Annotated in this window: 31 protein-coding genes and 2 pseudogenes; 21 read left to right on the forward strand and 12 right to left on the reverse strand. The window is 67.0% G+C overall.

The features are described 5' to 3' along the window. The first annotated feature begins 83 nt into the window (after positions 1-83). Positions 84-479 carry a hypothetical protein gene (locus LI94_RS05100; protein ID WP_052739865.1) on the forward strand — a complete coding sequence of 132 codons (396 nt, stop codon included), beginning with the start codon at positions 84-86 and terminating at the stop codon, positions 477-479. A gap of 31 nt (positions 480-510) precedes the next feature. Here LI94_RS05100 and LI94_RS05105 read toward each other — a convergent pair whose 3' ends face one another. The 3 genes from LI94_RS05105 to LI94_RS05115 form a co-directional block, all read right to left on the reverse strand. Further along, positions 511-834: a hypothetical protein gene (locus LI94_RS05105; RefSeq protein WP_046300500.1), complete on the reverse strand. Its 324-nt coding sequence runs from the start codon at positions 832-834 to the stop codon at positions 511-513. A gap of 14 nt (positions 835-848) precedes the next feature. After that, a complete protein-coding gene (locus LI94_RS05110; RefSeq protein WP_024441550.1) occupies positions 849-1,523 on the reverse strand; it encodes a winged helix-turn-helix domain-containing protein in 675 nt (224 codons plus the stop codon). A gap of 129 nt (positions 1,524-1,652) precedes the next feature. Beyond that, complete coding sequence (locus LI94_RS05115) at positions 1,653-1,892, reverse strand: CsbD family protein (RefSeq protein ID WP_024441549.1); 240 nt, start codon at positions 1,890-1,892, stop codon at positions 1,653-1,655. 148 nt (positions 1,893-2,040) lie between these two features. Between LI94_RS05115 and LI94_RS05120 the strand changes: the two genes are divergently transcribed. The 4 genes from LI94_RS05120 to LI94_RS05135 all read left to right on the forward strand — a co-directional run bounded on the left by LI94_RS05120 (position 2,041) and on the right by LI94_RS05135 (position 4,368). After that, positions 2,041-2,421: a hypothetical protein gene (locus LI94_RS05120; protein WP_046300501.1), complete on the forward strand. Its 381-nt coding sequence runs from the start codon at positions 2,041-2,043 to the stop codon at positions 2,419-2,421. Between the two features lie 166 nt (positions 2,422-2,587). Beyond that, positions 2,588-2,899: a protein UsfY gene (usfY, locus tag LI94_RS05125; RefSeq protein ID WP_024441547.1), complete on the forward strand. Its 312-nt coding sequence runs from the start codon at positions 2,588-2,590 to the stop codon at positions 2,897-2,899. A gap of 246 nt (positions 2,900-3,145) precedes the next feature. Next, a complete protein-coding gene (locus LI94_RS05130; RefSeq protein ID WP_046300502.1) occupies positions 3,146-3,583 on the forward strand; it encodes an anti-sigma factor in 438 nt (145 codons plus the stop codon). Further along, positions 3,580-4,368: an RNA polymerase sigma factor SigF gene (locus LI94_RS05135; protein WP_024441545.1), complete on the forward strand. Its 789-nt coding sequence runs from the start codon at positions 3,580-3,582 to the stop codon at positions 4,366-4,368. Before LI94_RS05130 ends, LI94_RS05135 begins: the two co-directional genes overlap by 4 nt. A 20-nt stretch (positions 4,369-4,388) precedes the next feature. Here the strand turns inward: LI94_RS05135 and LI94_RS05140 are convergent, their stop codons facing one another. Further along, entirely contained in the window at positions 4,389-5,891 is a 1,503-nt protein-coding gene (locus LI94_RS05140) for an FAD-dependent oxidoreductase (RefSeq protein WP_046300503.1), read from the reverse strand. 130 nt (positions 5,892-6,021) lie between these two features. Between LI94_RS05140 and LI94_RS05145 the strand changes: the two genes are divergently transcribed. Next, on the forward strand, positions 6,022-6,606 hold the full coding sequence (locus LI94_RS05145) for a hemerythrin domain-containing protein (RefSeq protein ID WP_046300504.1): 585 nt from the start codon (positions 6,022-6,024) through the stop codon (positions 6,604-6,606). A gap of 23 nt (positions 6,607-6,629) precedes the next feature. On the opposite strand, the gene LI94_RS23680 is transcribed toward LI94_RS05145, so the two are convergent. Beyond that, the gene (locus tag LI94_RS23680) at positions 6,630-6,782 is read right to left on the reverse strand and encodes a hypothetical protein (protein WP_192830910.1); all 153 of its coding nucleotides are present in this window, start codon (positions 6,780-6,782) and stop codon (positions 6,630-6,632) included. Positions 6,783-6,824: 42 nt separating this feature from the next. Continuing rightward, positions 6,825-7,715 (reverse strand): manganese catalase family protein, encoded by an 891-nt coding sequence (locus tag LI94_RS05150; RefSeq protein WP_024441542.1) that lies wholly within the window; start codon positions 7,713-7,715, stop codon positions 6,825-6,827. A 154-nt stretch (positions 7,716-7,869) separates the two neighbouring features. Here LI94_RS05150 and LI94_RS05155 point away from each other — a divergent pair. Then, positions 7,870-9,047, forward strand: a pseudogene (locus tag LI94_RS05155) (alcohol dehydrogenase catalytic domain-containing protein). Here the strand turns inward: LI94_RS05155 and LI94_RS05160 are convergent. Together LI94_RS05160 and LI94_RS05165 are read right to left on the reverse strand one after the other, a co-directional pair. Further along, entirely contained in the window at positions 9,037-10,809 is a 1,773-nt protein-coding gene (locus LI94_RS05160; RefSeq protein WP_046300505.1) for a glycoside hydrolase family 15 protein, read from the reverse strand. The pseudogene LI94_RS05155 and the gene LI94_RS05160 overlap by 11 nt on opposite strands. A gap of 99 nt (positions 10,810-10,908) precedes the next feature. Continuing rightward, positions 10,909-11,583, reverse strand: coding sequence for a cutinase family protein (locus LI94_RS05165; RefSeq protein ID WP_275451594.1), 675 nt, complete (start codon positions 11,581-11,583; stop codon positions 10,909-10,911). A gap of 341 nt (positions 11,584-11,924) precedes the next feature. Between LI94_RS05165 and LI94_RS24265 the strand changes: the two are divergent. The 5 genes and pseudogenes from LI94_RS24265 to LI94_RS05190 all read left to right on the forward strand — a co-directional run. Continuing rightward, positions 11,925-12,155, forward strand: a pseudogene (locus tag LI94_RS24265) (hemophore-related protein); the annotation flags it as partial. Between the two features lie 3 nt (positions 12,156-12,158). Then, entirely contained in the window at positions 12,159-12,683 is a 525-nt protein-coding gene (locus LI94_RS05175) for a DUF1360 domain-containing protein (protein WP_082105659.1), read from the forward strand. Positions 12,684-12,690: 7 nt separating this feature from the next. Continuing rightward, positions 12,691-13,119 (forward strand): hypothetical protein, encoded by a 429-nt coding sequence (locus LI94_RS05180; RefSeq protein ID WP_052739866.1) that lies wholly within the window; start codon positions 12,691-12,693, stop codon positions 13,117-13,119. Further along, positions 13,116-14,606 carry a molybdopterin-dependent oxidoreductase gene (locus LI94_RS05185; protein WP_046300519.1) on the forward strand — a complete coding sequence of 497 codons (1,491 nt, stop codon included), beginning with the start codon at positions 13,116-13,118 and terminating at the stop codon, positions 14,604-14,606. The genes LI94_RS05180 and LI94_RS05185 overlap by 4 nt, the downstream gene beginning before the upstream one ends. A gap of 1 nt (position 14,607) precedes the next feature. Beyond that, the gene (locus LI94_RS05190; protein WP_046300507.1) at positions 14,608-14,874 is read left to right on the forward strand and encodes a hypothetical protein; all 267 of its coding nucleotides are present in this window, start codon (positions 14,608-14,610) and stop codon (positions 14,872-14,874) included. 69 nt (positions 14,875-14,943) lie between these two features. On the opposite strand, the gene LI94_RS05195 is transcribed toward LI94_RS05190, so the two are convergent. Both LI94_RS05195 and LI94_RS05200 read right to left on the reverse strand, forming a co-directional pair. After that, positions 14,944-15,231 (reverse strand): hypothetical protein, encoded by a 288-nt coding sequence (locus tag LI94_RS05195; protein ID WP_046300508.1) that lies wholly within the window; start codon positions 15,229-15,231, stop codon positions 14,944-14,946. Next, entirely contained in the window at positions 15,228-16,280 is a 1,053-nt protein-coding gene (locus LI94_RS05200) for a hypothetical protein (protein WP_239651154.1), read from the reverse strand. The genes LI94_RS05195 and LI94_RS05200 overlap by 4 nt, the downstream gene beginning before the upstream one ends. 93 nt (positions 16,281-16,373) lie before the next feature. On the opposite strand from LI94_RS05200, the gene LI94_RS05205 reads away from it, so the two are divergent. From LI94_RS05205 to LI94_RS05225, 6 genes are read left to right on the forward strand one after another with little or no spacing between them, the layout of a single operon-like run. Then, positions 16,374-16,943 (forward strand): type 1 glutamine amidotransferase domain-containing protein, encoded by a 570-nt coding sequence (locus LI94_RS05205; RefSeq protein ID WP_024441531.1) that lies wholly within the window; start codon positions 16,374-16,376, stop codon positions 16,941-16,943. Further along, a complete protein-coding gene (locus LI94_RS05210) occupies positions 16,943-17,290 on the forward strand; it encodes a hypothetical protein (RefSeq protein WP_046300520.1) in 348 nt (115 codons plus the stop codon). Before LI94_RS05205 ends, LI94_RS05210 begins: the two co-directional genes overlap by 1 nt. Positions 17,291-17,308: 18 nt before the next feature. Next, a complete protein-coding gene (locus LI94_RS05215) occupies positions 17,309-18,769 on the forward strand; it encodes an ornithine decarboxylase (protein WP_046300510.1) in 1,461 nt (486 codons plus the stop codon). Between the two features lie 47 nt (positions 18,770-18,816). Continuing rightward, on the forward strand, positions 18,817-19,380 hold the full coding sequence (locus LI94_RS05220) for a hemerythrin domain-containing protein (RefSeq protein WP_046300511.1): 564 nt from the start codon (positions 18,817-18,819) through the stop codon (positions 19,378-19,380). Further along, positions 19,377-19,532, forward strand: coding sequence for a hypothetical protein (locus tag LI94_RS23685; RefSeq protein WP_164517841.1), 156 nt, complete (start codon positions 19,377-19,379; stop codon positions 19,530-19,532). Before LI94_RS05220 ends, LI94_RS23685 begins: the two co-directional genes overlap by 4 nt. Positions 19,533-19,547: 15 nt before the next feature. Then, the gene (locus LI94_RS05225; RefSeq protein WP_046300521.1) at positions 19,548-20,291 is read left to right on the forward strand and encodes an MBL fold metallo-hydrolase; all 744 of its coding nucleotides are present in this window, start codon (positions 19,548-19,550) and stop codon (positions 20,289-20,291) included. A 21-nt stretch (positions 20,292-20,312) separates the two neighbouring features. On the opposite strand, the gene LI94_RS05230 is transcribed toward LI94_RS05225, so the two are convergent. Then, the gene (locus tag LI94_RS05230; RefSeq protein WP_046300512.1) at positions 20,313-21,245 is read right to left on the reverse strand and encodes an alpha/beta hydrolase family protein; all 933 of its coding nucleotides are present in this window, start codon (positions 21,243-21,245) and stop codon (positions 20,313-20,315) included. A 272-nt stretch (positions 21,246-21,517) separates the two neighbouring features. On the opposite strand from LI94_RS05230, the gene LI94_RS05235 reads away from it, so the two are divergent. Then, complete coding sequence (locus LI94_RS05235; RefSeq protein WP_052739867.1) at positions 21,518-22,222, forward strand: cutinase family protein; 705 nt, start codon at positions 21,518-21,520, stop codon at positions 22,220-22,222. Between the two features lie 85 nt (positions 22,223-22,307). Next, positions 22,308-23,615 carry an MFS transporter gene (locus tag LI94_RS05240; RefSeq protein ID WP_255351881.1) on the forward strand — a complete coding sequence of 436 codons (1,308 nt, stop codon included), beginning with the start codon at positions 22,308-22,310 and terminating at the stop codon, positions 23,613-23,615. Here LI94_RS05240 and LI94_RS05245 read toward each other — a convergent pair. Beyond that, positions 23,612-23,923 carry an STAS domain-containing protein gene (locus LI94_RS05245; RefSeq protein WP_052739868.1) on the reverse strand — a complete coding sequence of 104 codons (312 nt, stop codon included), beginning with the start codon at positions 23,921-23,923 and terminating at the stop codon, positions 23,612-23,614. The two genes, LI94_RS05240 and LI94_RS05245, sit on opposite strands and share 4 nt — an antisense overlap. A gap of 459 nt (positions 23,924-24,382) precedes the next feature. On the opposite strand from LI94_RS05245, the gene LI94_RS05250 reads away from it, so the two are divergent. Beyond that, positions 24,383-25,091, forward strand: a 709-nt coding sequence (locus tag LI94_RS05250; protein WP_046300523.1) for a hypothetical protein, incomplete at its 3' end; no start/stop codon positions are given.

The raw sequence follows: 25,091 nt of genomic DNA on the forward strand, positions 1-25,091 counted from the left end.
GGCCGGAATGCTCCCGCGCTGCGGTTTTGGGCTCGTCGCCGCGGGGTATCCGGACTCGGTGATTTCGGTGATCGGAGGCGCGGATGATCATTCTGGATGACGGTGCGACGGCGGTCCGGCCGATCTTCGCCGATGCACACCCGCGCGCGGCAGGCGCCGCGCCGCCCGAGGCGCCACCCCGCGATTGGACGTGGGCGAACTGGGCGCTGTCGCTGCTGACCGCACCGGCCGCCGCACTGCTGATGGCGTTCGCGCTGGCCAGGGTGTCCGGCACCGCGCTGTGTAACAGGGCGGCGTGCCCGGACCTGAAGGTGAACGGCTCGCTGTTCGGCGTGCTGTATCACGGAGCGGCCGGCGTAGCGGCGCTGACGCTGTTCCTCGCCTTCTTCCTGGCGACGCATCCCCGCGGGATGGTGGTCTGGGCGTGCGGGTGGACGCTGTTGCTGGCCGACTTGGCCGCTTTGGTTGTGATGTTCTGACGGATCCGGCCTGCGAAAACCACTACCGAGTTCACTCCTCGACGGTGAAGAACGAGTCGCCGTCTTCGGGGGTGCCGGACACCTGCGCTCGGTGTCGACCGCCCCCTACCGCTTCGTCAGCTTCGTCGGGATCGTGGTCAGGACCGGCCACATCGGGTTGCTCGGCAGCCAGTTTGGCGTCCAACGACTCGTGCGCGGTCTCGCTGTCGGCGGCTTGCCAGGCGTCCGGTGGACCGACGGTTGCGTCGCCGTCGTCGTTGCGCAGCTCGTCGGAGTCGGTGGCCTCGCTCGGCGGCAGCGTGTCGTCGCCGGTGGTGTCGGTGGCCGCTGAATCGGAATCGGGTTGCTCTGTCATGGTGTCTGGCTCTCTCAGTTGGCGATGGCCCATTGCGGCTGGGGCAGTTCCGGCGCCATGTATCCGACGCCACGGACCGTGTCGATGATCGACTCGTGGTCGGCGCCGAGCTTGGCGCGCAACCGCTGCACGTGAACGTCGACTTTGCGACGGCCGCCCTCGCCGCCCCATATCTCGCGCAGCAGCCGGGCCCGGGTGAATGCTTGGCCGGCGTGCTGTACCAGGTAGCTGAGCAGTTTGAATTCGGTGAGCGTGAGGTCGAGATCGCGATTCGACAGTGACGCGTTGAAACTGTCCGGGTGGATGACCAAGGCGCCGAAATGCACCGCGTTAGAGGCGGGTTCGCGCCGACGGGCCAATGCCAGGCGCAGCCGCGCGCTCGCCTCGGCTGAACCCGCGGTCGCGATCAGGACATCGTCGACGTGCCAGTCGAGGCCGACTGACGGGAAGTCGTCGGCGGCGACGACGGCCAAGACGGCGGCCGACGGCGCCCAGGCTCCGAGTTTGCGACAGCTCTCCCGCGCTGCCGTCACATCAACACAGCCGTCCACCAGTACGGCTTTCGCGTCACGGCAGTCGGCTCGCGCGGTGACGGTCAGCGGCCTGCGGACGATCGAATGCCCGAAGACAGCCAACCCCGACAGTGACCCCGCGAATTCGTCGCGGTCGGTCAGTAACACGATCTCCATCGCCTGGCTCCAACCCATGGATGCTATGCAGCCTCAAGGCTTTTACTACCCGCTGCACCCAAGAAGTAACCCCTTCACGCGGCGACAGGCCCGGCCCGCCAGGCGGACCGGGCCTGCCTTCCCCTCGGGCTACTGGTGCGACTGCTCGCGCGCCTCGGCTGCCTTGGCACCCGCCCGGGCCGATTCGGCCTCGGCTTGGTGTTTGGCGGCGTCGCGCTGCGCTTCGCCCTTATCCTGCTGCGCCCGGCCCTCGCGGGCCAGCTCGTCGTTGCCGGTCACGGCCCCTAGTGCTTCCTTGGCCTTGCCCTTGACGCCCTCCACGGCGCCGCGGATGCCGTCCTCGGTAGCGCTGTTCTTGTCGTCCGACATAGGTGCTCCCTTCGTATTCTGTGACAGCCCCCGCGGTGTAGAGGCCCGCCACAACGGCAAGGCTTCCCGGGTAACCGTGCGCCCAAACGTGGACCCAGGCGGATGAATCGCCTTGACGCAGAGCTGATCAGCGCGGACGGTAGGAGATGTGACACCGCGCACACCGCCGCGCTCCACGCCCGGTGGCGACCGACTGGGCCAGGAGGACCAGGAGGTCCGCGCGGCCGCTCGATTCGCCGGAATGATCACCGCCACCGCGCTGGCGTTTGTCGTGATAGCGGTGCTGTGGGTGGGCACCTGCGAACCGCACTCGGTCACGGCGGGGTGCGGACGGCCCTACCGGACCGTTCTCGCCGTCGGCGCCCCGGTGATCCTGGCCGCCGGTGGGTTGCGTGCGTTTGTGCGCACCTACCGGGTTTGGCGCGCGCGGGGTACCTGGTGGGGCTGGCAGGGCGCCGGATGGTTCCTATTGACGTTGATGCTGGTCGTCTTGCTGGTCAGCGCGGTGCCGATCATGGGGGTGGAGTGATCCGAGCATTGGCATCGGCATCGCTGTTGTATGACTGTGAACATCCTGCAAACCGGACGCCCGCCCAATGTATCGGCATACGATAGTTTCGGGTCGCGGACGGGTCACGTCACACGGGTTGACTTCTGGGGCGGCTCCGGGTTGCTGTCCAGGAGGAGGAATTGCAATGGGCGACACGTTTCATGACCCCGTCGACCATGTCCGGACGACGCGGCCCCACGCGGGCCGCGCCATGATCGACGTCTTGGGTTGGCCGGGCTACTCCCTGCTGGTGGTGGGCATGGTGGCCGGTATCGGTTGCCTCGCCGCATTCGGGACCGGACACGACCGGCAGGGTGTGGAGGTCGCGGTCATCGCGGTGCTCGCCGCCGCCCTGGGCACGGTGTGGCTGCTGCTCGAGCATCGCCGGATCGGCAGGGTGAACCATCAGTGGCACTTGGCGCACGCCGAGCTGCGTCAGCAGCCCTCCACGAGTTAACCCGAGGGGTCAAGTCGGCCCGGCCGGTATTCCGGCCGGGCCGCGCTGTGGCCGATGTGCGAAATCGATGATTGAGTTCCCCGGTGATCGGGTACAGAGATCCCATGACTGATCTCCGGGCAGCCGGCGTTGGGTGCTGACGATGTCGGCTGAAGGCGGAATACGCGAGGGTGCCTGCAGGCGAGGGTGGTGAGCAGTCGATTGACACGCAGCAGTAGTCTCGGTCCGATTTCGCCGGGAGGCCTCATGACCGACATTGACAGTGACCGGGCTCAGCGTTCTTGCAGTGAGCGGGCCGTCGAACTGCGGGTAAAGCCCAGGCTGGAAAGTCTGGCGGTGGTGCGCATGCTGGTCGGTGCGATCGCCACCTACGAGGATCTTGACGTCGACACCGTCGCTGATCTGCGGCTGGCGATCGACGAGCTGTGCACCCAGCTGATCCGGAGCGCCGCCCCCGGCGCGATGCTGTCTGTCGTCATCGACCCACACGACGACCATGTGACGGTCCAGGCGTCGGCAGCCGGTGACGGGGCCGGCGTACTGACCCCGGGAAGCTTCAGCTGGCACGTGCTCACCTCGCTGGTCGATGACGTCGAGGCATTCCGGGACGGGCACGACTCCAACGGTGCGGGTGAGGTATTCGGTGTCACGTTGACAACCCGCCGGGCGGACTCCGGGCGGTGAGCCCGCGTGCCGCCGGCAGCGGCTCACAGTCCGGATCGGAATACGCCGACGTCGGCGACATGTTTCGCGAGCTCGCCCAATATGATGCCGACTCGCCCGACTTCCGGAACCGCAAAGACAAGATCGTGGAACGGTGTCTGCCGCTGGCGGACCACATCGCTCGCCGGTTCGAGGGGCGCGGAGAGCTGCGGGACGACCTGGTTCAAGTAGCGCGGGTGGGTCTGGTCAACGCCGTGACGCGCTTCGACGTCGAAACCGGCTCGGATTTCGTCTCGTTCGCGGTTCCGACGATCATGGGCGAGGTCCGCCGGCACTTCCGCGACAACAGCTGGTCGGTCAAAGTGCCCCGCCGGCTCAAAGAGCTGCATCTTCGGTTGGGCGTCGCCACAGCTGAGCTGTCGCAACGCCTGGGGCGGGCGCCGACCCCCTCCGAGCTGGCGGGCGAGCTTGAGTTGAGCCGCGACGAGGTGGTCGAAGGACTGGTCGCGGGCAGCTCGTACAACACGCTGTCGATCGACGGCGGCGGCAGCTCGGACGAGGACGACGTCCGCTCGATCGCCGACACCCTCGGCGACGTCGACGCCCGGATGGACCGCATCGAGGATCGGGAGGCGTTGCGGCCCTTGCTGGATGCCCTGCCGGAGCGCGAACGCACGGTGCTGGTGCTGCGGTTCTTCGAATCGATGACCCAGACCCAGATCGCCGAGCGGGTCGGCATTTCGCAGATGCACGTGTCGCGCCTGCTGGCCAAATCGCTGGCTAAGCTGCGCGATCAGCTGCAATAGGCCTGCTCGTCGGCGGCTGCTCAGCTGCCGGCGGTCAGGCCGCGGGTGGCCGGGCCTTCCAGCAGGGTCCCGTCGGGAGCGAAGCGCGACCCGTGCAGCGGGCACTCCCAGGCCCGGTCGGCGTCGTTCCAGGTGACGATGCCACCCAGGTGGGGGCAGACCGGCGAGAGGCGGTGTTCAACGCCGTCCACCCGGCACTTGGCCTGCAGTCGCCACGGGGGTCCGCTGACCACGCCCGAGTCGGTGCCCAGGCATTGCTGGCCGATGTGGGCCGTCGGCGTGATCCAGCCCTTCGCCAGATTGAGGCCGACCGAGAGATTGGCTGCCAGGGCCGTCGGCAGGCCGCGTAGCTCGCTGGTTCTCCAGCTGGCGAACGCTCGGTCCCACTTCGGTCGTTTGCCGAGCAGTCGGCCCGACAACGCCAGCGCGGCGGCCGCCCCGTTGGTCATGCCCCATTTGTTGAACCCGGTTGCCACGTAGATGGTTTCGTTCTCCGGAAGAATGGGGCCGACGTAGGGCAGCTCATCGACGGGTGCGTAGTCCTGCGCGGACCACAGGTGCGTGCGGATGGCGCCCGGGTAATGCCGGACCGCCCACGACTCGAGTTCGGCCAGCGCATCCGTCGGGTGCTTTTCGCGGCCGACGGTGTGGCCCGCCCCGCCGACCAGGAGCAGTTCCGAGCCGTTGACCGGGGCGTAGCGCAGCGACCGCGTCGGCGAATCGGTGGAGATCATCATGGGCCGGGTGACTTCGCCGGGCACGTCGAACGCCATGCAGTAGGACCGGCTGGGTTTGACGCGGGCAAAGTATCCGCCGCGGTCCAGGATCGGGATTCCGGTGGCCAGCACCAGTTGAGTGGCCTGCACTTCGGCCTGCCTGTGCGGGCCGCCGACTTCCAGTCGAACTCCGTGCCGGTTGCTGGAAGCCAGCTTTACCCGGGTGTGTTCCAGAAGTTGGCCACCGCGGCCGAGCAGCTCGGCGCGCAGCGCGTCGAGGAACGGCATGGGGTCGAACTGTGCCTGTTCGATCAGCCGGACACCGCCGTGGTAGTCGAACGGTACGTCAGCGTGCGCCTCCCACGTCGCCGGCAGACCCAATGCGCGGCAGGCTTCGAACTCGGCCCGCGCCGCCGCCACCCCACGCTCGGACTGGGCGAAACTGTAGGCGTCCTCCCGCTGGATCGGCACTCCGGCAGCCGCGCAGAACGACAGCAGCCAGTCCTGGCCGGCGCGGTTGCCGTCCAGGTAGGCAGCGGCCAGGCTTTTGCCCTGCTTCGCCGAGATCGTCGACAGCTGGGTGCCCTGCAGCAGGCTGATCTTGGCGGTGGTGTTCCCGGTCGCGCAGGCTCCGACCGTCCTGGCCTCCAGCACCAGCACGTGCCGGTCGGCGCGCGCCAGCAGCACCGCGGTCATCAAACCAGTGATGCCGGCGCCCGCCACCACCACGTCGGCGACACCGGGCACATCTTCGGCGGCCGAAGCCGGTGAGGTCTCGATCCGGTCGGCGAGCCACAACGAGGTCATGGTCGATCAGTACCCCGCGAGGCGGTGGTGAAACGTGCGGGTGCCAAGGAGCGCGGGTTTCGGTCCTATCCCGGCGGGTATGCGACCAAGCGGGGTCGGATCCGGACCCGCCAGCGAGGGGAGGAAACCCGTGGACGCATTGAGCTTTCTTCGCGCCGACCACGAGAGCGTGTTGGGCATGTTGCAGGTACTCGACGGCGCGCCGCAGGGCGACGGGGCGCAGCAGAGCGGCTTGGCGACCATGGTCACCAACTTGGTGATCGCCGAGTCCCAGCACGAGTCTGTCGAGGAACAGCTGTTCTGGCCGGCGGTCCGCGCGGCCCTCGAAGATGGCGATGATCTTGCGGACCACGCGATCGCTCAAGAGGAAGCGGGCAAGGTGCTGCTGCAGGAGCTTGAGGACGGTCACCCGGGTGAACTCGAGTATCACCGGGCGCTGGGCGAATTCGTCACGGTGGCAAGGGAGCACATCAGTTACGAAGAGAATGTGGTGTGGCCGCGGTTCAAAGGGGCGGTCAGTGCAGACGATCTTGAGCAACTGGGTGACCAGCTGCAAACCGCCAAGAAGATCGCGCCGACCCGGCCACATCCCAATGCCCCATCGGGCGGCTTGGCCCAGAACACCGTGGGAATGGCCGCTGCCATAGTCGACCATCTGCGCGACCAGTTGAGCGGGCGCGCGGCGGACAATCCGCCCGATGCGCCTAAGAGCTGACGCCTAAGAGCTGACGAGGGCGCCTAATCGGGCGGCTCGTCCGGGACGCCACGTTTGGGCGTTTCGCGTGCCCTGGATTCGGTTCCGTATTCTTCGGCGACCTTCTTCTCGAGGCGGTCGACGGTGCTCTCCGAGGACGTCTTGTTCTTGGGCTGTTCGTCAGGACGGTGTGTCATAGATGTGGCTCCCATGTGCGGCCGCGACGCCGGCAGGCTGGGCTACGCGGTGGCGGTGTGCTGTTGGTGCGCGAACGGCTTGTCGGCGTGCACAGCGGGACTGCCCTCCGGGTTGTCCTGCGGCCCAAGGTTTTTCCGTACAGAACCACCGAGCCAATCCCGGGACGGGCGCTTGACGTAGTCCCACTCCATGCCATTGGGCCACGGGCCCTGGCCTTGGTTCCACGGTCCCCGGCTGGTCTCGCCTTCGGACATGTTGAATGCCACGTTCTGAAAGCGCTCGTCGCCGGGCGCCTGGCCGGGCGGGAAGTTGACCGGCAGCTCGTTGAGCGCGGCGGTGAATTGCTGGAAGTGGGTGACCTCACGGGTCATCAGGAAGGTCAGAGTGTCCTGAACGCCGGGGTCATCGGTGAACTGCTTGAGGTATTCGTAGACCACCTTGGCCCGTGATTCGGCCCCGAGGTTGCTGCGCAGGTCCACCGACGGGTCGCCATTGGCGTTGATGTACGCCCCGGTGAAGGGTGTGCCCATTGCATTGCTGACGTGCGGGCCGCCGCCGGTCTCCACGAAGTGCAGCGGATTGAGCGCAACCTGGTGGATGATCTGCTCGCGACCGTCGCGGCCGGCCACCGCGGGCATCCAATCGCAGCGCTCGTTGGCGTTCTTCAGATCGTCGTTGAGGCCGTCGAGCAGCATGGTGATCAGCGAGCCGACCATCTCAAGGTGGCTGAGCTCCTCGGTGGCGATATCCATGAACAGGTCATACATCTTCGGGTTTTTGCGACGCAGCAGGAACGCCTGGGTGAAGTACTGCATCGCCGCCTTGAGCTCACCGTTCTCACCACCGAACTGCTCCTGCAACAGGTTGGCGAACCGTGGATCGGGCCGTTCGACCCGGACCTCGAACTGCATCTCCTTGTTGTGCACGAACATGTTGGCTCCCTAAGAGCGGTGCTGAATCGATGACGGCTGCGTACCCGTGGGCACCCCGGCTAAACGTGCGACTCGGACCCAGTCGACGCGTGTTTGCGCCGCGCTGCGGGCGGGTAGCCCGGTGGTGTTCGCGCGATACGACGGAGGCGACCCGATGCGGGCAGTCACATGGCAGGGCAAGCGCAAAGTACAGGTCGACACGGTCCCCGACCCGGTGATCGAGAAGCCGACCGACGCCGTCATCGAAGTGACGACGACCAACATCTGCGGGTCGGATCTGCATCTCTATGAGGTGCTCGGTCCGTTCATGGATCCCGGCGACATCCTGGGCCATGAGCCGATCGGCATCGTGACCGAGGTCGGTGGTGAGGTCAGCAATCTCAAACCCGGTGACCGGGTGGTCATCCCGTTTCAGATCGCCTGTGGGCATTGCTGCATGTGCAAACGCGGTCTGCCGACCCAATGCGACACCACCCGGGTCCGCGAGCAGGACACCGGCGCTGCCCTGTTCGGTTACTCCAAGCTCTACGGGCAGGTTCCGGGCGCGCAGGCACAGTACCTGCGCGTGCCGCAGGCGCAATACACCCACATCAAAGTTCCCGACGGGCCGCCGGATTCGCGTTTCGTGTATCTGTCCGATGTGCTGCCGACCGCGATGCAGGCGGTTGACTACGCGGCGATACCCGACGGCGGCTCGGTGACGGTGCTGGGACTCGGACCGATCGGCGACATGGCGGCCCGCATCGCCACCCATCAGGGGGCCCGGGTGATCGGCGTGGATCTGGTGCCTGAGCGGCTGGGCCGGCTGGCAAGGCGGGGGATCGAAATCGTCGACCTGAGTGAGGTATCCGATATCGGTGAGTGATTCGTGACCGCACGGACGGCCGCGGCACCGATGCGGTGATCGATGCTGTCGGTATGGAGGCGCACGGCTCCGCCGGCGCCAAGGCCGTGCAGCAGCTCAGCTCGCTGCTGCCGGACGCCGTGGCCGGACCGTTGATCAACAAGGCCGGTATCGACCGGCTCGCCGCGCTGTACGCCGCGATCGATATTGTGCGCCGCGGCGGCACCCTCTCGATCGTCGGTGTGTATGGCGGCAAACTCGACCCGTTGCCGATGTTCACCTTGTTCGACAAGCAGATCACGGTGCGGATGGGGCAGGCCAACGTCAAGCCGCGCGTGGACGCGCTGATGCCGCTGTTGACCGACGACGACCCGTTGGGTGTCGACACCTTCGCTACCCACGAACTGCCACTGGAGCAGGCGCCACAGGCTTACCAGATGTTTCAGGAGAAACGCGACGGCGCGGTGAAGGTCGTGCTCAAGCCATGAGATGAGTCGTGATGGAGTTGCCCAACACGTGCGCGGACTCGAACAGCAAGGCGTGCGCGAACGCCTGCGGCAGGTTGCCGCGCAACTGACGTTGCCCGACGTCATACTCCTCGGCGAGCAGTCCGGACGGGCCGCACGCGGTACGGCCCCGTTCGAACCACTGCAGTGCGGCAAGGTTGTTGCCCTGCTGATGATCTGCCAGCGCCATCACGAAGTTGCACAACAGGAACGCCCCTTCGGCCTCCCCGAGGCCGCGCTGGTCGGGTCGGTAGCGGTAGACGAAGCCATCCTGGGTGAGCTCGTCGCGCACCGCGGCCAGCGTCGCCAGGGTGCGGGCATCATCGGCAGGGACGGCTCCGCGTAGGGCCGGAAGCAGCAGGGCCGCGTCGACTCCGGAATCCTGCGGCGCGCGTTGCCACCTGCCGTCGCGGTGTAGGCAGTCCGTGCTGGTATCGCTGACCAGCTTGTCGGCCAGCTGCTGCCAGCGGGCACCTTCGGCCAATGACGCCACGCCGGCTATTCGGCGCAGTCCGGCGGCGCACATCAGCCGGGAGTGGGCCCAGCGTTGGTCGTCCAGTTCCCAGATTCCGGCGTCTGGCTCGGCGCAACGCTTTTCGATTGCGTCCACCAAGACCTGCACCGCACGCCAATGGGTGCTGTCGAGCCGGTCCAGGCGTCCTGCGGCGGCCAGCAGCAGCAGTGCCTCGCCGAAGTTGTCGAGCTGGAACTGGTCGCCGACCCAATTGCCGGTTTTGACGGCCGCGCCCGGGTAGCCGGGCAGTGGCAGATCGTGTTCCGGCGGCGCCATCGTGGCGTCGACGCAGTAGGCCGGTCGCAGGTCAGGTCCGTCGTCCAGGACGCGCTCGGTGACGAACCGGACGGCGTCGTCGAGCAGCGGGTGCGGGCCCGCGGCGGCGATCGCCTGTCCGGTGTAACACTGGTCGCGAATCCAGCAGTAGCGATAGTCGTAGTTGCGCCCTTCACTGGCCCGCTCCGGCAGCGACATCGTGGCGGCCGCGACCATTCCGCCGCCAGTGCTGGTCAAGCCCCGCAATACCGCATAGGAGAGTTGCGCATCGACGTCGGCCAGGGTGCCGGTGATCTCCGGAACAGCTTGTTGCCAGGCGTTTTCGGTGCCGTCCCAGGCCAGGTCTGCGCTCACCGGTTGCGCCGGCAGTTCGCGATCGGACAACTCCAGCACCAGGTCGTGATCGCGTCCGGGCGCGACGTCGAGCACCATGCGCAGCGACCCGTCGGCGGCGCGACGGGCCTCGGCGCCGCCCGTCCACCGGAAACGGTGCGGCCCCGACCGCCCGGTCCAGAGCCCCCCTTCGCAGGACAGTTCCGACATCGCGGTGGCGCCGAACTCGGCGCGAACGTCGAGCGCGACCTGCATTCGCATCGGCCGGTCGAGTGCCTGGATGCGGCGTAACACCACGGCCGTGTGCATGTCCCCGGGGAAGGCCAGGGCCTCGCGGCATTCCACGATCCCATCGGTGGTGACCCAGCGAGAACGCCAGATCAGCGATCGCTCCTCGTATCGGCCGCCCCAGACGTAGCGCAACTCCGGGGTGACGGCATAGACCCCCGGCCCACCGAGGAGCGAACTGAACACGGCCGGACTGTCCCATCGGGGCAGGCACATCCAGCAGAAGTCGCCTCGTGGCCCGACCAGGATCCCGCGCTCACCGTCTGCGATCAACGCATACTGGCGCAATACCTGCGGCGGGAAATGTTCGAGCAGCGGAGATCCCTCGTCCATGGCCGGGGCATACCCGCTGCCGGGGGCGGCTAGTCACCGATGGTCATGCAGGTTGCGGTGCCCGCCAGGGCCGGCGCGCCGCGCGGCCCGGCTTGACGGTCAAAGCGACTGACCTGGATTGCTTCCCGGCTGCACCAGGTGCTCGACGACGAAGTCGGCCGCTTGCGCTGTCATGCCGTTAGCCGCGTATGCCGCGTGGGCCGCGCCATCGCCGCCCGCCGAGCAGACCGGATCGCCGAGCGCGCACAGATCGATCGTCTTGGCCGCGTAGCCCGGCCCCACCGTCACCGGTGGCGCACCGATGGAGTTCAGGAAGGCCTCCGACGGCCTTCCCAGCAGCGCCACGGCGGCGACGTGGTCAGCCGCCTCGGGCGGCAGTGGATCCGCGAGCCCACCGGCCGTCGTTTCGGTGACGTACCCGATCAGCGCAGCGCCACGCGAGTACCCGCCAAGGACCAGCTGGGTACTCGGACAACCCGCTGCCATGTCGCGGATGTGGCCGGCCGCGTCGGTGACTCCGGCGGCGGACGGGCCGAAATCGGGTACGGCCGGAAAGTTGACCGGGTAGACGTCGACTTGGCGACCCCAGGTGCGCCACCGCAGTGCGTCGATGAACTGCTGGCCTATCCATCCGACGCCAGGCGGTTCGCCGGTGCCGCGCGCGAACACCACCTGGACGTCCGGGCAGCCGGCGGCGACCGCTTCGCCGCCGGCCGGCGAAGACAACAGCGTCCAGCCAGACAGCATCGCCACGGTGAGAATCCGAGTGATCACAGCAATTCGTTCGATACCCAATACAACCGAGGGGCAAACCGTGGTTTAGCCCGGGCGAAAACGGCAAGCCTAGTTCGGTGCCGTCGTCGACGGAACATGTGGCAAACATGAATTGCAGGATTGAAGGGGAGAATCCAATGATCACAACGTCTTTGACCAGGCTTGCCGCCGCCGGCGGCATGGCGCTGGCGTTGGCGAGCGGCACCGGACTGGCAAACGCCGCGCCGACCCAGCCGACCCAGCCGGCCCAGCCGGGGCAGCCGACTCAACCGGCCCAACCCGGACAGCCGGTCCAACCGGGCCAACCGGGCCAGCCAAGCCAATGGTCGCAGAACCCTGCGGTGAACACGACATGCAGCTATTCCCAGGTGGTAGCGGCAATGAATGCTCAATCACCTGATGCCGCAGCACAATTCAATGCGGCACCGATGGCGCAGTCGTTTCTGCAGAACTTCCTCGCCTCACCGCCGCCGCAGCGTGAGCAGATGCTTGAGCAGGCCCAGGCGGTGCCGGAGGCGGCGCAGTACGTCAACCTCGTCGGGCCCATCGCCAAGACTTGTGACAAGTACTGAGCGGTGACTCAATCGACCGGGGCCGGCAGCACCCTTGCGGACGCGGCCAAGCGGGAGGCCGACGCGTACCGCGGCGACAACCCGCGTCCGCTGGGGGGATACGTGGTGGTGCTGCTGGTCTATGGCGGGTTGGTCGCGGCGGTAACCGTGGCCGCCGCGGCCACCGGCCGCCGCCTGCCGCCGGGCTGGTCGGCCGCCGACCTGCTGACGGTGACGCTGGGGACCCACAAGCTGTCTCGCACGTTGGCTAAGGATGCGGTGACCAGCCCGCTACGCGCGCCCTTCACCGAGTACACCGGCACCGGCGGCCCCGCCGAGGTGATGGAGCAGACCAGACACTCCAGCGGGTGGCGTCACAGCCTGGGGGAGCTGTTGACCTGCCCGTTCTGCCTGGACATGTGGGTGGCGCGTGCGATGGCTCACGCTTCGACGTCTGCGACGGTGCGCTGCTGCGCGGGCCGGCCACCGGACGCCAGCCGGCCCTGCAATGCCGGGAAGTCGGCGGCCGGATCGAAGTTTGCAGGGTAGACCCGCAATGAGAAGCATCGCGTTCAACCTGCCGCGCACTGTCACGCTGGCCGCTGACGCCGCGCTGCTGGGCATGGCGAGTGTACACGCCTACCTGTTGGCCACCGCCATCGGTGCTCCCGGCTATTTCCAGGCCTACTGCGTCGCGCTGATCGCCGGCTGCCTCGTCACCACCGGCCTCACCTGGATCGACATCAACGACATCGTGCCGACCGTGGGATGGTGGGCCGGCGGCGCCCTGTGCACCGCATTCGTGATCGGCTATCCGATCAGCCGCCTGGTGAGCCTGCCGGGCCTGCCGGCGCTGACAGGGCGCTGGGACCTGGCCCCAGGAAACCTCGCGTTGGCATGCGCCGGGGGCTTCCTGGGGCTGTATCTGACGGTGCTGTCCGGGGTCAACGTGGCGTTCGGGCAGCGCACAGACTGGTACGACTGATGACGCTCGACTTCCCGGCCTGGTTACGAATCGACCACTGGCTCAACGTCTTATTCCTGACGCTGCTGTTGCGTAGCGGCATCGAGATTCTGTCCACCCATCCGAAGCTGTACTGGCACGCCGACAGCGCGCCCGGAACGGAATGGGCCCGGTTCACCCGCAAGACGATGCCCACCGACCGGCTTTACGACACCCTGGACGAGGAGGAGGACTACCACCCGCTGATCGCACTGCCCGGCCACAAAGAGCTGGGGATGGGCCGGCACTGGCACTTCGCCGCGGTCATCGGCTGGATTCTGGTCGGAGTGTCTTATTACATCCTGCTTTTCGTGACCGGGCAGTGGCACCGGTACTGGCCGTATTCCTGGTCGATCTTCTCCGAGGCGTGGAACGACATCGTCACCTACGCCAGTTTCAACCTGCCGCCGCTGTTGCCGGGCGAACCGCTGGACGCCATTCAGAAGCTGACCTACGCCGGTGTGATCTTCGGCCTGGCGCCATTTCAGATACTCACCGGTGCCGCGCAGTCACCGGCCATCGAGGCACGGTTCCCGCGATACGTGCGGATGTTCGGCGGCCGGCAGGCCGCCCGCAGCCTGCATTTCCTCGGCCTGGCGGCGTTTATGGTGTTCATCGCGATCCACCTGTCGATGCTGTTCTTCTGGGGCTGGGGCCGACTGACCGCCTTGATGATCTTCGGGTCGGTCCGCAACGTGTATCTGGCGACCGCGCTGTCGTTGCTCATCGTGGCGGCGATCGTCGCCATCCACGTCGCGGCGACGGTGTGGAGTCGGCGCAACCCGCCGTCGGTGCGCCGCGTGCTCGGGGCCCTGATCGCCGTGCCGCGCAAGGGCCTGTTGCGCCGCTTGGACTCCCGGCAGAACTACCCGGCGCGAATGATGTCCGCGGAGCACCGGGTCAACGGCAAGCCGCCGACCTCCGAGCACTACAAGGTGTTGGCGGTGCACAACTTCGTCGACTGGCGCCTGCGGGTCGGGGGATTGGTAGAGCGACCGGTGACACTGGATCTGACCGCACTGCGCGCCCTGGCGGAGCCGCAGACCCAGCGGGTGCTGCACAATTGTGTGCAGGGCTGGACATCCATCGGCGAATGGACCGGTCTTCCGCTGGGCGCCCTGGTCGATCTGGTGCGGCCGATGCCGCAGGCCCGCTACATCTGCTTTATGAGCATGCAGGACAACAGCACCGACGAGCCGAGCGCGGAGGGCGGGGGCCAGTTCTACGAGGTCTTCGATCTCCAACTGGCCCATAAGCCGCAGATGCTGCTGGCGTACACGATGAACGGAAAGCCGCTGCCGATCAAGCACGGTGCGCCGTTGCGGCTACGAGCCGAGACCCAGGTCGGCTTCAAAATGGTCAAGTGGATCAATCAGATCGAGTTCGTCGACGACTACGCCCACATCGGGAAGGGACGCGGTGGCTGGCGCGAGGACAACGTCTACTACGGCATGGACGGGGAGATCTGACATGACAGCACTGGAAGAGGCCCGCCCGGAACTGATCGAGGTGGGCCAGGCCGCCCGTGATCGGGTATCGGAACTGGTCATGGTGCGTGGCGGGCACTGTGCGGGCTGTGGTGGAACCGACTTCACGGTGGGGCGCGCGCTGTACCTGGGTTTCCTGTTCCTCGATGAAGAGCATGACGCCTACCTCATTGCGCTGACCTGCCGTAACCCCTCCTGCCCGCAACCGCGAGCCGCGATTCGGCTGCGATACCGGGAATTCCTCGGCTAGCTGCCCGGCGTCGGCCCTGCGCCCACGGCGGGGTGAAGTCGCACTCCTGCGCCGTGGGCGCAAAGTCATTCAGCGGGGTAGGTCGGGGCGGGCCAGATCGAATCGCTTCACCAGATCCGCCACATCGCGTAGCTCCTCGCAGACCAGCGCAAGGCGGCGCTCGGCGTCGTCGTCGAGCAGACCACGGCTGTGGTAATACACCAGTCGGCGAAGCCGCCCGGCCATCGCGGTGCCCCATCGGATGCTCAGGTCGTAGACCTGTTCGTCCTCGATTTCGCTGTGCTGCCCCAGATCCTGAAGCGCGCGCAGCTGCTCGGTGAGCACCGCGACGTCATCGTCGATGTCGATGGTGCTCATAGCCGCGGTTTGGCGACGCTTGCCACGACCGGCTGGCCCCGCAGGGTCAGATATATCCGGTCAGGGCCGATCGCCATGCCGGACAGAGGGGCGGACCGGGCCGGCCCGGACGGTAGACCGGCCCGGTAGTCAATGACGCGCAGCACCGGGATGCTGGCGTGGGGATAGCCGGTGAAGGCTGCCGACTCGAAGACCGTTACCCCGGTGTCGGTGGCGGCATACACCCGGGTGTCGTCGGAGCCGAGGTAGCGGATCGGCGAGGAGACCGGAGTCCGGCCGATCTGTTCCAAGCCGTCCCCGCCGCGTGCGGCCTCGACGGCGTACAGCGTGTCGCGCCGGGCGTCGGTCAGATATACCCGGCCGGCCGCGGTACCGTCACCCGCGGTGGCGAAAACGGTTGTGTCGTAGTGGCCGCGCGGCTCCGGTGGTGAGGACGGCCCCTTGAAGTAGGAGACGCCGTCGGGGCCGTAAACGTGGAATTCGATCGCGCGGCCGCGATTGGCGCCGTCGATCACACCGGTACCGCCCGCCGACACCTGCGCGCTCGGCAGCTTCCGTAGGCTCAACTCGTCCACCGGGGTCACCGTCGCGCCGTCGGCGGACAACGCGAGCAGCACCCGCATCCCGGCATCTTCGGACAGGTAGGCGGGAGCGGGCCCGGCGTCGATTTCGCCGACTTGGCGCAGGCCGGTCAACTCGACCTCTGCTACTCGGTTGCGCGCCGGCTGCGGCACGAACACGGTCCGATCATCGGCGCGACTGATTTGCATGTTCCGTCCGGCGTCCAGTGGCTCCGACCACCGGGTGGCCACCGTGTCGGGGCTGGCGGGGTGATCGACTGCCGCCACTCGCCCGTCGTCGGTGAGGGCGAGCAGCGCCCCAGTCGCATAGGACCACACCGGTGCGTGTAGCGGTATCTGCACCTGCACTGAAACGGCTGGCGGTGCGCTCTGCGAGCCCGGTGCTGCGCAGCCGGCACACGCCAGCATGCCGACCACTGCCGTCCCGAACTCGGCCCGCCAATTCATGACCGCCGGGTACCCCCACACGCGCACTCCTACACCGCTTCGTTTGTGGGCCAGGGGGGCCGGGTATGCCGGTCGGTGTTGGGCGCGCTGTCCGCAGCATGGAAAGGAGAGGTCATGTCCGGATCGCTGGAAGGACGACGGGTCGCGTTTCTGGTGGCGCCCGAGGGTGTCGAACAGGTAGAGCTGACTGAACCGTGGCGTGCCACGGCAGAAGCCGGTGCACATCCCATGCTGGTGTCGACAGCCGAGGGGCCCGTTCAGGCCTTCAACCATCTGGATCCTGCCGACAAATTCGGCGTCGATCGACAAGTCAAGGATGTCTCGGCGGACGACTTCGATGCGCTGGTCCTGCCGGGCGGGGTGGCCAACCCTGACCAGTTGCGCACCGATGAACGCGCGGTGTCGTTCGTCCGGGAATTTTTCGAGGCCGGTAAACCGGTCGCTGTTATCTGCCACGGTCCGTGGACGCTGGTGGAAGCCGGTGTTGTTGCCGGCCGGCGCATCACCTCGTGGCCGAGTGTGCGTACCGACATCATCAATGCGGGCGGCGATTGGGTCGATGAGGAGTTGGTGCGCTGCGACTGCGGGCCGTCGATCCTGTTGTCGAGCCGTAAACCCGATGACCTGCCGGCCTTTTGCGATGCCCTGGTGGAGGAGCTCGCGGTACGCGGGGCGACGCTGTGATGGCAGAGCCGATGCCGGTGCCGGTCAAGACCGACAACCGTCGTGCGCGGCTCTGGGTCAACTGGGTGTCGGCGCTCTTGACCGCCGCGGGAGCCGCGTTGGTGATGGTGGTCGCAATGGGTGCGGTGATGAGTACCGCCGCCTGCAGCACCGCCGACTGTCCCGACCTGGGGCCCAGCGGCGTGGTCTTCGGCCTGCTGTACTACGGCGCTCCGGCCATCGCCGCACTGACCATCCTGGCTTCGTTCGTCACGGCGGGCCGCCGGCGCGGGTTCCTGGTGCCGGTGGCCGGGTGGGCGCTTTTGGGGATCGATCTGTTGGCGCTGGTGATCGCCTTTAGGCGCTGACGGGCAGGCGGCTCGCCGATGGATCAGCGCCGAGCACCTGTGCTGGAAGCCCTGGCCGATTACCAACGCAAGGATCGGTACGGCTTCAGCCCGCCGGGACACCGCCAGGGCCGTGGTGCCGACCAATCCGTGCGCGACACGTTGGGGCGCGATCTCTTCCGCGCCGACGTGCTCGCCCGCGGCGGTTTGGACGACTGGGAGGCGCACGGGAACGTTCTGACTGACGCCGAGCAGTTGATGGCCGACGCGGTCGGTGCCGAAACGGCGTTCTTCTCCACCTGCGGCAGTTCACTGTCGGTTCGCGCGGCCATGATGGCGGTCGCCGGGGGCTCTTCCGGGGGTCTGCTGCTTCCTCGTGACAGCCACAAGTCGATTGTCGGCGGGCTGATCTTCTCCGGAATCCAGCCCCGCTGGATCACGCCGCGCTGGGACGCCGAACGGCATCTGTGCCACCCGCCGTCACCCGATCGGGTCGCCGGTGCCTGGGAGGAGAATCCCGATGCCGCGGGCGCGCTGATCGTCAGTCCCTCGCCGTACGGCACTTGCGCGGACCTGGCTGCCATCGCCGAGATCTGTCATCAGCGCGGCAAACCGCTGATCGTCGATGAAGCCTGGGGAGCGCACCTGCCTTTCCACGAGGACCTGCCGACCTGGGCGATGGACGCCGGTGCGGACGTTTGCGTGGTCAGCGTGCACAAGATGGGCGCCGGATTCGAGCAGGGCTCCGTCTACCACCTCCAGGGTGATCTCATCGATCGGGCAAGACTGACGGCATGCGCGGATCTGTTGATGACCACCAGCCCCAGTGTGCCGATCTACGCGGCGCTGGACGGTTGGCGGCGCCAGATGGTGCGGCACGGCCGCGAACTGCTGGACGCTGCGTGCAAGCGGGCGCGTGACGTGCGTCGGCATATCGCGGAGATTCCCGATGTCGAGGTGCTCGAGGACGTCCTGTTGGGCGCCGAGGCATCCCACGATCTGGATCGGCTGCAGGTGCTGGTGGATGTGTCGGCGACCGGGACGTCGGGCTATCAAGCCCGCGACTGGCTGCGCGAACAACGCCGCCTCGATGTGGGTTTGGCCGATCACCGGCGCATCCTGGCCACCCTGTCCTTTGCCGATGACCGCGGAACCGCCGACCGGCTGCTTGATGCGCTCACCGGTTGGCGCAGCGCCGCAACCGCTTTCGAACCACCGCCGCCGATCCGTCTGCCTTCGCCGCAAGAGATTCAACTGGAGACCGTGCAGCTACCCCGCGACGCGTTCTTCGGCCGCACCGAGATGGTCGCCGCGTCGCAGGCCGCCGGACGTATCGCGGCCGAACAGATCACGCCGTACCCGCCCGGTGTGCCGGCGGTGGTGCCCGGCGAGCGCCTCAACAGCGCGGTCATCGACTATCTGCGGTCCGGGCTGACGGCCGGGATGGCATTGCCCGACGCCGCCGATTCGTCGTTGGAACACATCCGGGTGGTGGCATGAGGCCCGGCGCGGGTTTTGCCCCCATCTGGTCGGGGTAGCCCAAAGCCATGGCACAGACGACATTGCACAGCAGGAGTGACGTAGTCGATTTCCTCACCGAGCAGCACCAGCGCATCAAGACGCTGTTCGACGAGACATTGTTGGCGGCCGGGGACGAACGCGAGGAGTCCTTCATCCGGCTGCGCCGGCTGTTGGCGGTGCATGAAACAGCCGAAGAGGGGATCGTGCATCCCCGGGCCGCCCGCGAAATCGACCACGGCCGTGAGGTGATCAGCGCGCGGCTGGAAGAGGAGAAGCAGGCCAAGACGATGCTGGCCCAGCTGGAGGACGTCGACGTCGATTCGGAGTTCTTCACCGAGAAGCTGCGGGAACTGCGCGACGACGTCATCGACCACGCCGAACACGAGGAACACGAGGAATTCTCCGAGTTGCAGGCCGAACTCAGCGACGACGAGCTGCAGCGGCTGCAGCGGGCGGTCAAGCTCGCTGAGGCGATCGCGCCGACCAGGCCGCACGCGGGGGTCGAAAGCGCGCTGGCCAATGCGCTGGTGGGGCCCTTTGCCTCGATGATTGACCGGGCCCGTGACGCGATCCTGGGGTATGACTCGTGATCGGCCTCGGGTTGTTGCTGCTGATCCTGGGGCTGGTCTTCAACGTCTACGTCCTGTGGGCGATCGGGATCGTCCTGCTGGTCGTCGGAGCGGTGTTCTGGCTGCTGGGAGCGGTCGGGCGCCCGGTTGGCGGCAGACGCTACTGGTACTGATCCACCGTGCCGGCCGTGTTTGAGCGCAACGTCGCCGACGGAGTCCACCGGCTGGCACATGCGGCGGTCAACGTCTATCTGATCGAAGATGACAGCGGTGTCACCGTTGTCGACACCGGTTTACCGGCCACCTTCAGGCACATCGAATCGGCCCTGGGTCAACTCGGGCGCTCCGCCGAAGATGTGGCAGCCGTGGTGTTGACCCACGCGCATTTCGACCATGTCGGCTCGGCCCGACGGGCGCGTCAGCGGTGGCAGGTGCCGGTGTGGGTGCACGCTGCGGATCAGTACCTTGCCGCGCATCCCTATCGATATGCTCACGAACGCAGCCGCTTGATGTATCCGCTGCGCTATCCGAGATCGATTCGCTACCAGGCGAAGATGGCAGCTTCCGGCGCTCTGTTGGTGCGTGGCATCACCGACACCACCTGCTATGGCGCGGGCAGCGTGCTCGATGTACCCGGCCGGCCGCGGGTGGTGTTCAGTCCCGGTCATACGCTGGGGCACTGCGGATTGCACCTGGCAGATCGCAGCACCCTCATCTCCGGGGACGCGCTGGTCACCCTGGATCCCTACACCGGCGTGGCGGGTCCGCAGATCGTCTCGGGTGCCGCCACGGCGGACAGCAGCGAAGCGCTGGCCTCGTTGACCGCGCTGGCCGACACGGGCGCAAAAACCGTACTTCCCGGCCACGGCGAACCCTGGCTCGACGGCGTGGCATCGGCGGTGCAGGCGGCGTTGCGGGCAGGGCCGTCCTGAGCCAGGTCGCCTGTCAGACGGTCAGACTCGGCCTCCCGCTCCCAGCGTGCCCTGCATATCGGGCTTCATCGCCACCAGCTGGGCGTTCCAGTAGCCCCAACTGTGCACTCCGGCAGCGTCGATGTTGAAGGTCGCATTGTGACCGCCCGCCCCGGTGTAGGCGTCGCGGAAGGCGACGTTGCTCTGCATGACGACCTGCTCGATCACCTGGCCGGGCAGGCTTCCCTCGCCGATCTCCGACGGGGTGCCGTTGCCGCTGTAGATCCACAGCCGGGTGCCGTTGCCGGCCAGGCGCCCGGCTTGGACCGTGGGGTCGTTGCGCTGCCATCCGGCGCTCCCGGAGGGGCCCCACATGTCCTGGGGGTTAAAACCGCCCTCGTCATTCATCGCCATTCCGATCAGCGTGGGCCCGTTGCCGCTGGACGGTGTCAACAACGCCGAAAGAGATGCGGCATAAGCGAATTGCTGCGGATGGTAGGCCGCCAGGATGAGGGCCGACGACCCGGACATGGAGATGCCCACCACGGCGTTTCGGGTGGATCGCACGCCCTTCCCGGCAAGGAAATTCGGCAGCTCACTGGTCAGAAACGTCTCCCATTTGTAAGTCTGCCCGTTGGCCGACCCATACCAGTCGGTGTAGAAGCTGGAGCGTCCGCCGACCGGTGCCACCACCGAGATCCCGGAGCCGGCGTACTCACTGAACGCCGGTGTCTCGATGTCCCAGCCGCTGCGATCGTCACGGGCCCGCAGCCCGTCCAGCAGGTAGACAGCCGGCGCCCCGCCGCCCTGGAATTCCACCGTGATGTTGTGGCCCATGCTCGGCGAGGGCACAGACAGGAACTCGGGCCCGGCGGCGCCGGCTGGCGGGACCGATGCGCCTAAGCCGATCAATGCCGGCAGCAACGCCGCCGCGGTTGCGACCACGCCGACCCGGCGCGTTAGGTCATTCCACATTGTTCTCCCCTTTCGCGCAGACCAGAGCGCCAAGGCCCGTCGGCCGGGTGTGCGAGAGGGGAGAGATCGACACAGGGCCCGGAGGCTTTGGGTCCGTCCGTCGGCATTGCTAGATGCCGCGGATGGCTGCCCTGCAGTCTGAAGACAGATATCTGACTTACTTGTCTTAACAAAGTGGGGGAACGTTGTCCAGAGCGTTCGTCATAGCGCTACCGAAAAAAATTTCCCTGCATGCTGTTTGAGGCGGCGCCACGGCGGGCACCTACACCGACATGTCCGAGCTTGACCCCACCTCCTTCCTTGGCGCTCTGGCGATCGCTGCGTCGGCCGCCGGTGCCACAATGCTTTTCGCCCCCGCTGTTCCCGCCGCGCGGGCTGCGCCCTGTCCCAACACCGAAGTGGTTTTCGCGCGCGGAACCGGTGAGCCGGCCGGCGTAGGACCGACGGGGCAGGCGTTCCTCAATGCGCTGAACGCACGCCTGGGCTACAGCCCGGCCGTCTACGCGGTCAACTACCCGGCCACCGATCAGTGGGACACCGGAGTCGATGGCGTACGGGACGCGGGGGCGCACGTCGTCTCCCGCGCGACCAATTGCCCCAACACAAAGATGGTGCTGGGTGGCTACTCCCAAGGCGCCGCGGTGATGGGTTTCGTCACCTCTGCCCAGGTACCCGACGGGGTAGATCCGGCAACGGTACCCAAACCCCTCGATCCGGACGTCGCCGATCACGTCGCCGCGGTGGTGTTGTTCGCCATGCCCAACGAGCGCGCGATGAATTTTCTCAACGAGCCGACTATTGTGATCGGACCCCTGTATCAGGCAAAGACCCTGCAGGTCTGCGCGGTAGAGGACGCGGTGTGCTCCGACGGCATGAACTTCGCGGCGCACGACAGCTACGCCGGCGACGACGCGACCATGGTTCAGCAGGGAGCCGACTTCGCCGCTCGTCAGCTGCTCCAGGGCCGCGCGGGATAGCCCACTGGCCGGCCGCAGGAACCGCCGAGGACGCTGGCGGCGCGAGCAGATCCGGGTCGCCGATCCCGACCAAGTCCGGCGCTCGATCCGCGGCACCGCCATCGGCAACTTCATGGAGTGGTACGACTTCGGTGTCTACGGCTACCTGGCCACCACCATCGCGCGGGTGTTCTACCCGGGCGGCGGCGGCCTGATCGGCGCGTTCGGCACCCTGGCCGCAGCGTTCGCGGTGCGCCCCATCGGCGGATTGGTCTTCGGCCCGCTCGGCGATCGGATCGGACGTAAACGGGTGCTGGTCACCACCCTGCTGCTGATGACGCTCGGCACCACCGCCACCGGGCTGCTTCCGAGCTATGGCGCTATCGGCGTCGCGGCCCCCGTCCTGCTCGTCGCGACGCGAATGGTGCAGGGCTTCTCCGCCGGCGGTGAATACGTCGGCGCGATGGTCTACGTCGGCGAACAGTCCCCCGACAACAAGCGCGGCATGATGGCCGGATTTCTTCCGCTGAGTTCGCAGGCCGGCTACGTCGTCGCGGGTCTGCTGGTCACCGCACTGCAGAGTCGGCTGAGTGACGAGGCAATGGTCAGTTGGGGGTGGCGAATTCCGTTGTTGCTCAGCGCTCCGCTCGGGCTGGCCGCTCTCTACCTCCGGTTGCATCTGGACGAATCACCGGCTTATCAGCAGGCGGGCGGTCGGCGCGATGAGCCCGACGACTCCGCCGCGAGGCAGCTGCGGCGCACCGCCAAGCAGTGGCGGCCCCTGCTGCTGTGTGTCGCACTGGTCTTGACTTACAACGTCACCGACTACCTGCTCACCGGCTATCTGCCCACCTACCTGCAGACCACCGCGAAGATTCCAGACACCGCCGGCCTGTTGCTGATCGTGCTGACGCTGTTGGTTCTGATGGCCTCCGTGGTCTTGGTGGCCCGGTTGTCCGATCGCGTCGGGGTCAAACCGGTGCTGTGGACGGGATGTGCCATGCTGCTGGCTCTTTCGGTTCCGGCATTCGGCCTGATCCGCTCCGCCCACAACTATCCAACGGCATTCGCCGGGGTTCTACTGGTCGGGCTGATGCTGCTGTGCTTCGATGCGACATTGCCGGGGACGCTGCCCGCCCTGTTTCCCACCCGGGTGCGCTACGGGGCGCTGGCTATCGGCTTCAACCTGTCGGTCTCGGCGTTCGGCGGCACCACGCCGCTGATAGCCGAGACACTGGTCGCCCGCACCGGTAATCCGATGGCCCCGGCCTACCTGCTGGTAGCCGCCGGAGCCATCGGAGCACTCGCGCTGGTCTTCACCCCCGAAGTCGCGGGAAGGCGACTGCCCGGCTCAGGGCCGGCCGTGGAGAGTGAGGCGCGGGCACGCCAACTCGCCGGGGGCAGTGAGGGTTAGTGGACGCGTTGGAAGCCCTCCACTCCGGCCAGCGCGTCGGCCACAGACGAGGTGGTCGGCACGGCGTTATCCGGGTCGCAGATTCGCAGCAGCCGCGACATCGCGACGCCAGGAACCGTCGTGCAGTGGACCAAGGCCTCGGCGCATCGGTCGGTGATCGTCTTGAGTGCCGAAAATGCAGCCGTGCCAACGAATTCCAGCTCGTTCAGGTCGAGCACCAGCCACTCGCAGTAGCCCGCGCACCGTTGCGCGTAGTCGGCCAACTGGTCTGCGTTGGAGGCGTCCAGCTCGCCACGAACGCTGATCACGGCACCGGAGCGGCCCCAGCGGGTGACCGAACGGGCGGTGCGGCTCGCCCAGGTATCGGAGGGGGGAGAATTTATTCGGCTCGCCGGGGACACTGATCCGGCGGTCTTTAAAGCGGGCATTGAATTACTCCATCAGTCGAAACTCGTACTGTGGATCGCGTCGATGCGAGTTACACCTTCACGGACCAGATGCCGGGAGCAAGCCCCCGGCTAGCGTGGGTGACGCGTCTTTCCGGGTGGCTGTGAACTCAACCTGCTAACGAACCTACGCCGATCCTCGTCACTGTGCAACGGTTCGGTAACGAAGCATTTGCCTACCGTCCGCGAATTCCCTTGCAGCAAAACGTTTCGGGCGGCATTTCCACGTTTAGACGCCGGCGTCTGGGGTAACAACCGATTGTGGCATTTCCGCAGATCAACCGGCGTTCGGTGCTCGTCTGGCACGTGCACGGCTCGTGGATGGACTCCTTCGTCGCCGGCGGGCACCGCTACCTGATTCCGGTCAACGCCCCGGGCGATCCGGACGGGCGCGGATTGTGCGGTCGCGACTGGCCGCAGGCGCGAGAGGTGCCGCTGACGGCATTGCGTGACCAAGAGATCGATCTGGTGGTGCTGCAGCGACCGCATGAGCTGGAATTGGCTGCGCGGCTGCTGGGCCGCCGGCCCGGGATCGATGTTCCTGCCGTGTACGTCGAGCACAACACGCCGCGGCCGTTCGTGGTGGAGAGCCTGCACCCGATCGCCGACCGCGATGACATCCCGTTGATCCACGTCGCCGCCTTCAACCAGCTGATGTGGGACAACGGCCGGGCGCCGACCATGGTCATCGACCATGGGATCGCCGACCCTGGCCATCTGTACACCGGGGACATCGCGGCGGCCGGGGCCCTGATCAACGAACCGCTGCGGCGGTGGCGCACCGTCGGCGCGGACCTGCTGGGCGCGCTGGGGCAGTCTGTGCCGGTCGACGTGTGGGGGATCGGAAGCGACGACCTCAACGACCCGGCGCATCGGCGCGCAGGTGTCGCCGGCCACGGGGACCTGCGCACCAACCAGCTGATGAAGGAACTGGCACACCGCCGGGTCTACCTGCACACCGCGCGTTGGACGTCGCTGGGTCTGTCGTTGCTGGAGGCCATGTTCCTGGGCCTGTCTCTTATACACATCT

Source organism: Mycobacterium sp. UM_Kg27, assembly GCF_000972905.1.
In the GTDB taxonomy this organism is placed as follows: Bacteria; Actinomycetota; Actinomycetes; order Mycobacteriales; family Mycobacteriaceae; genus Mycobacterium.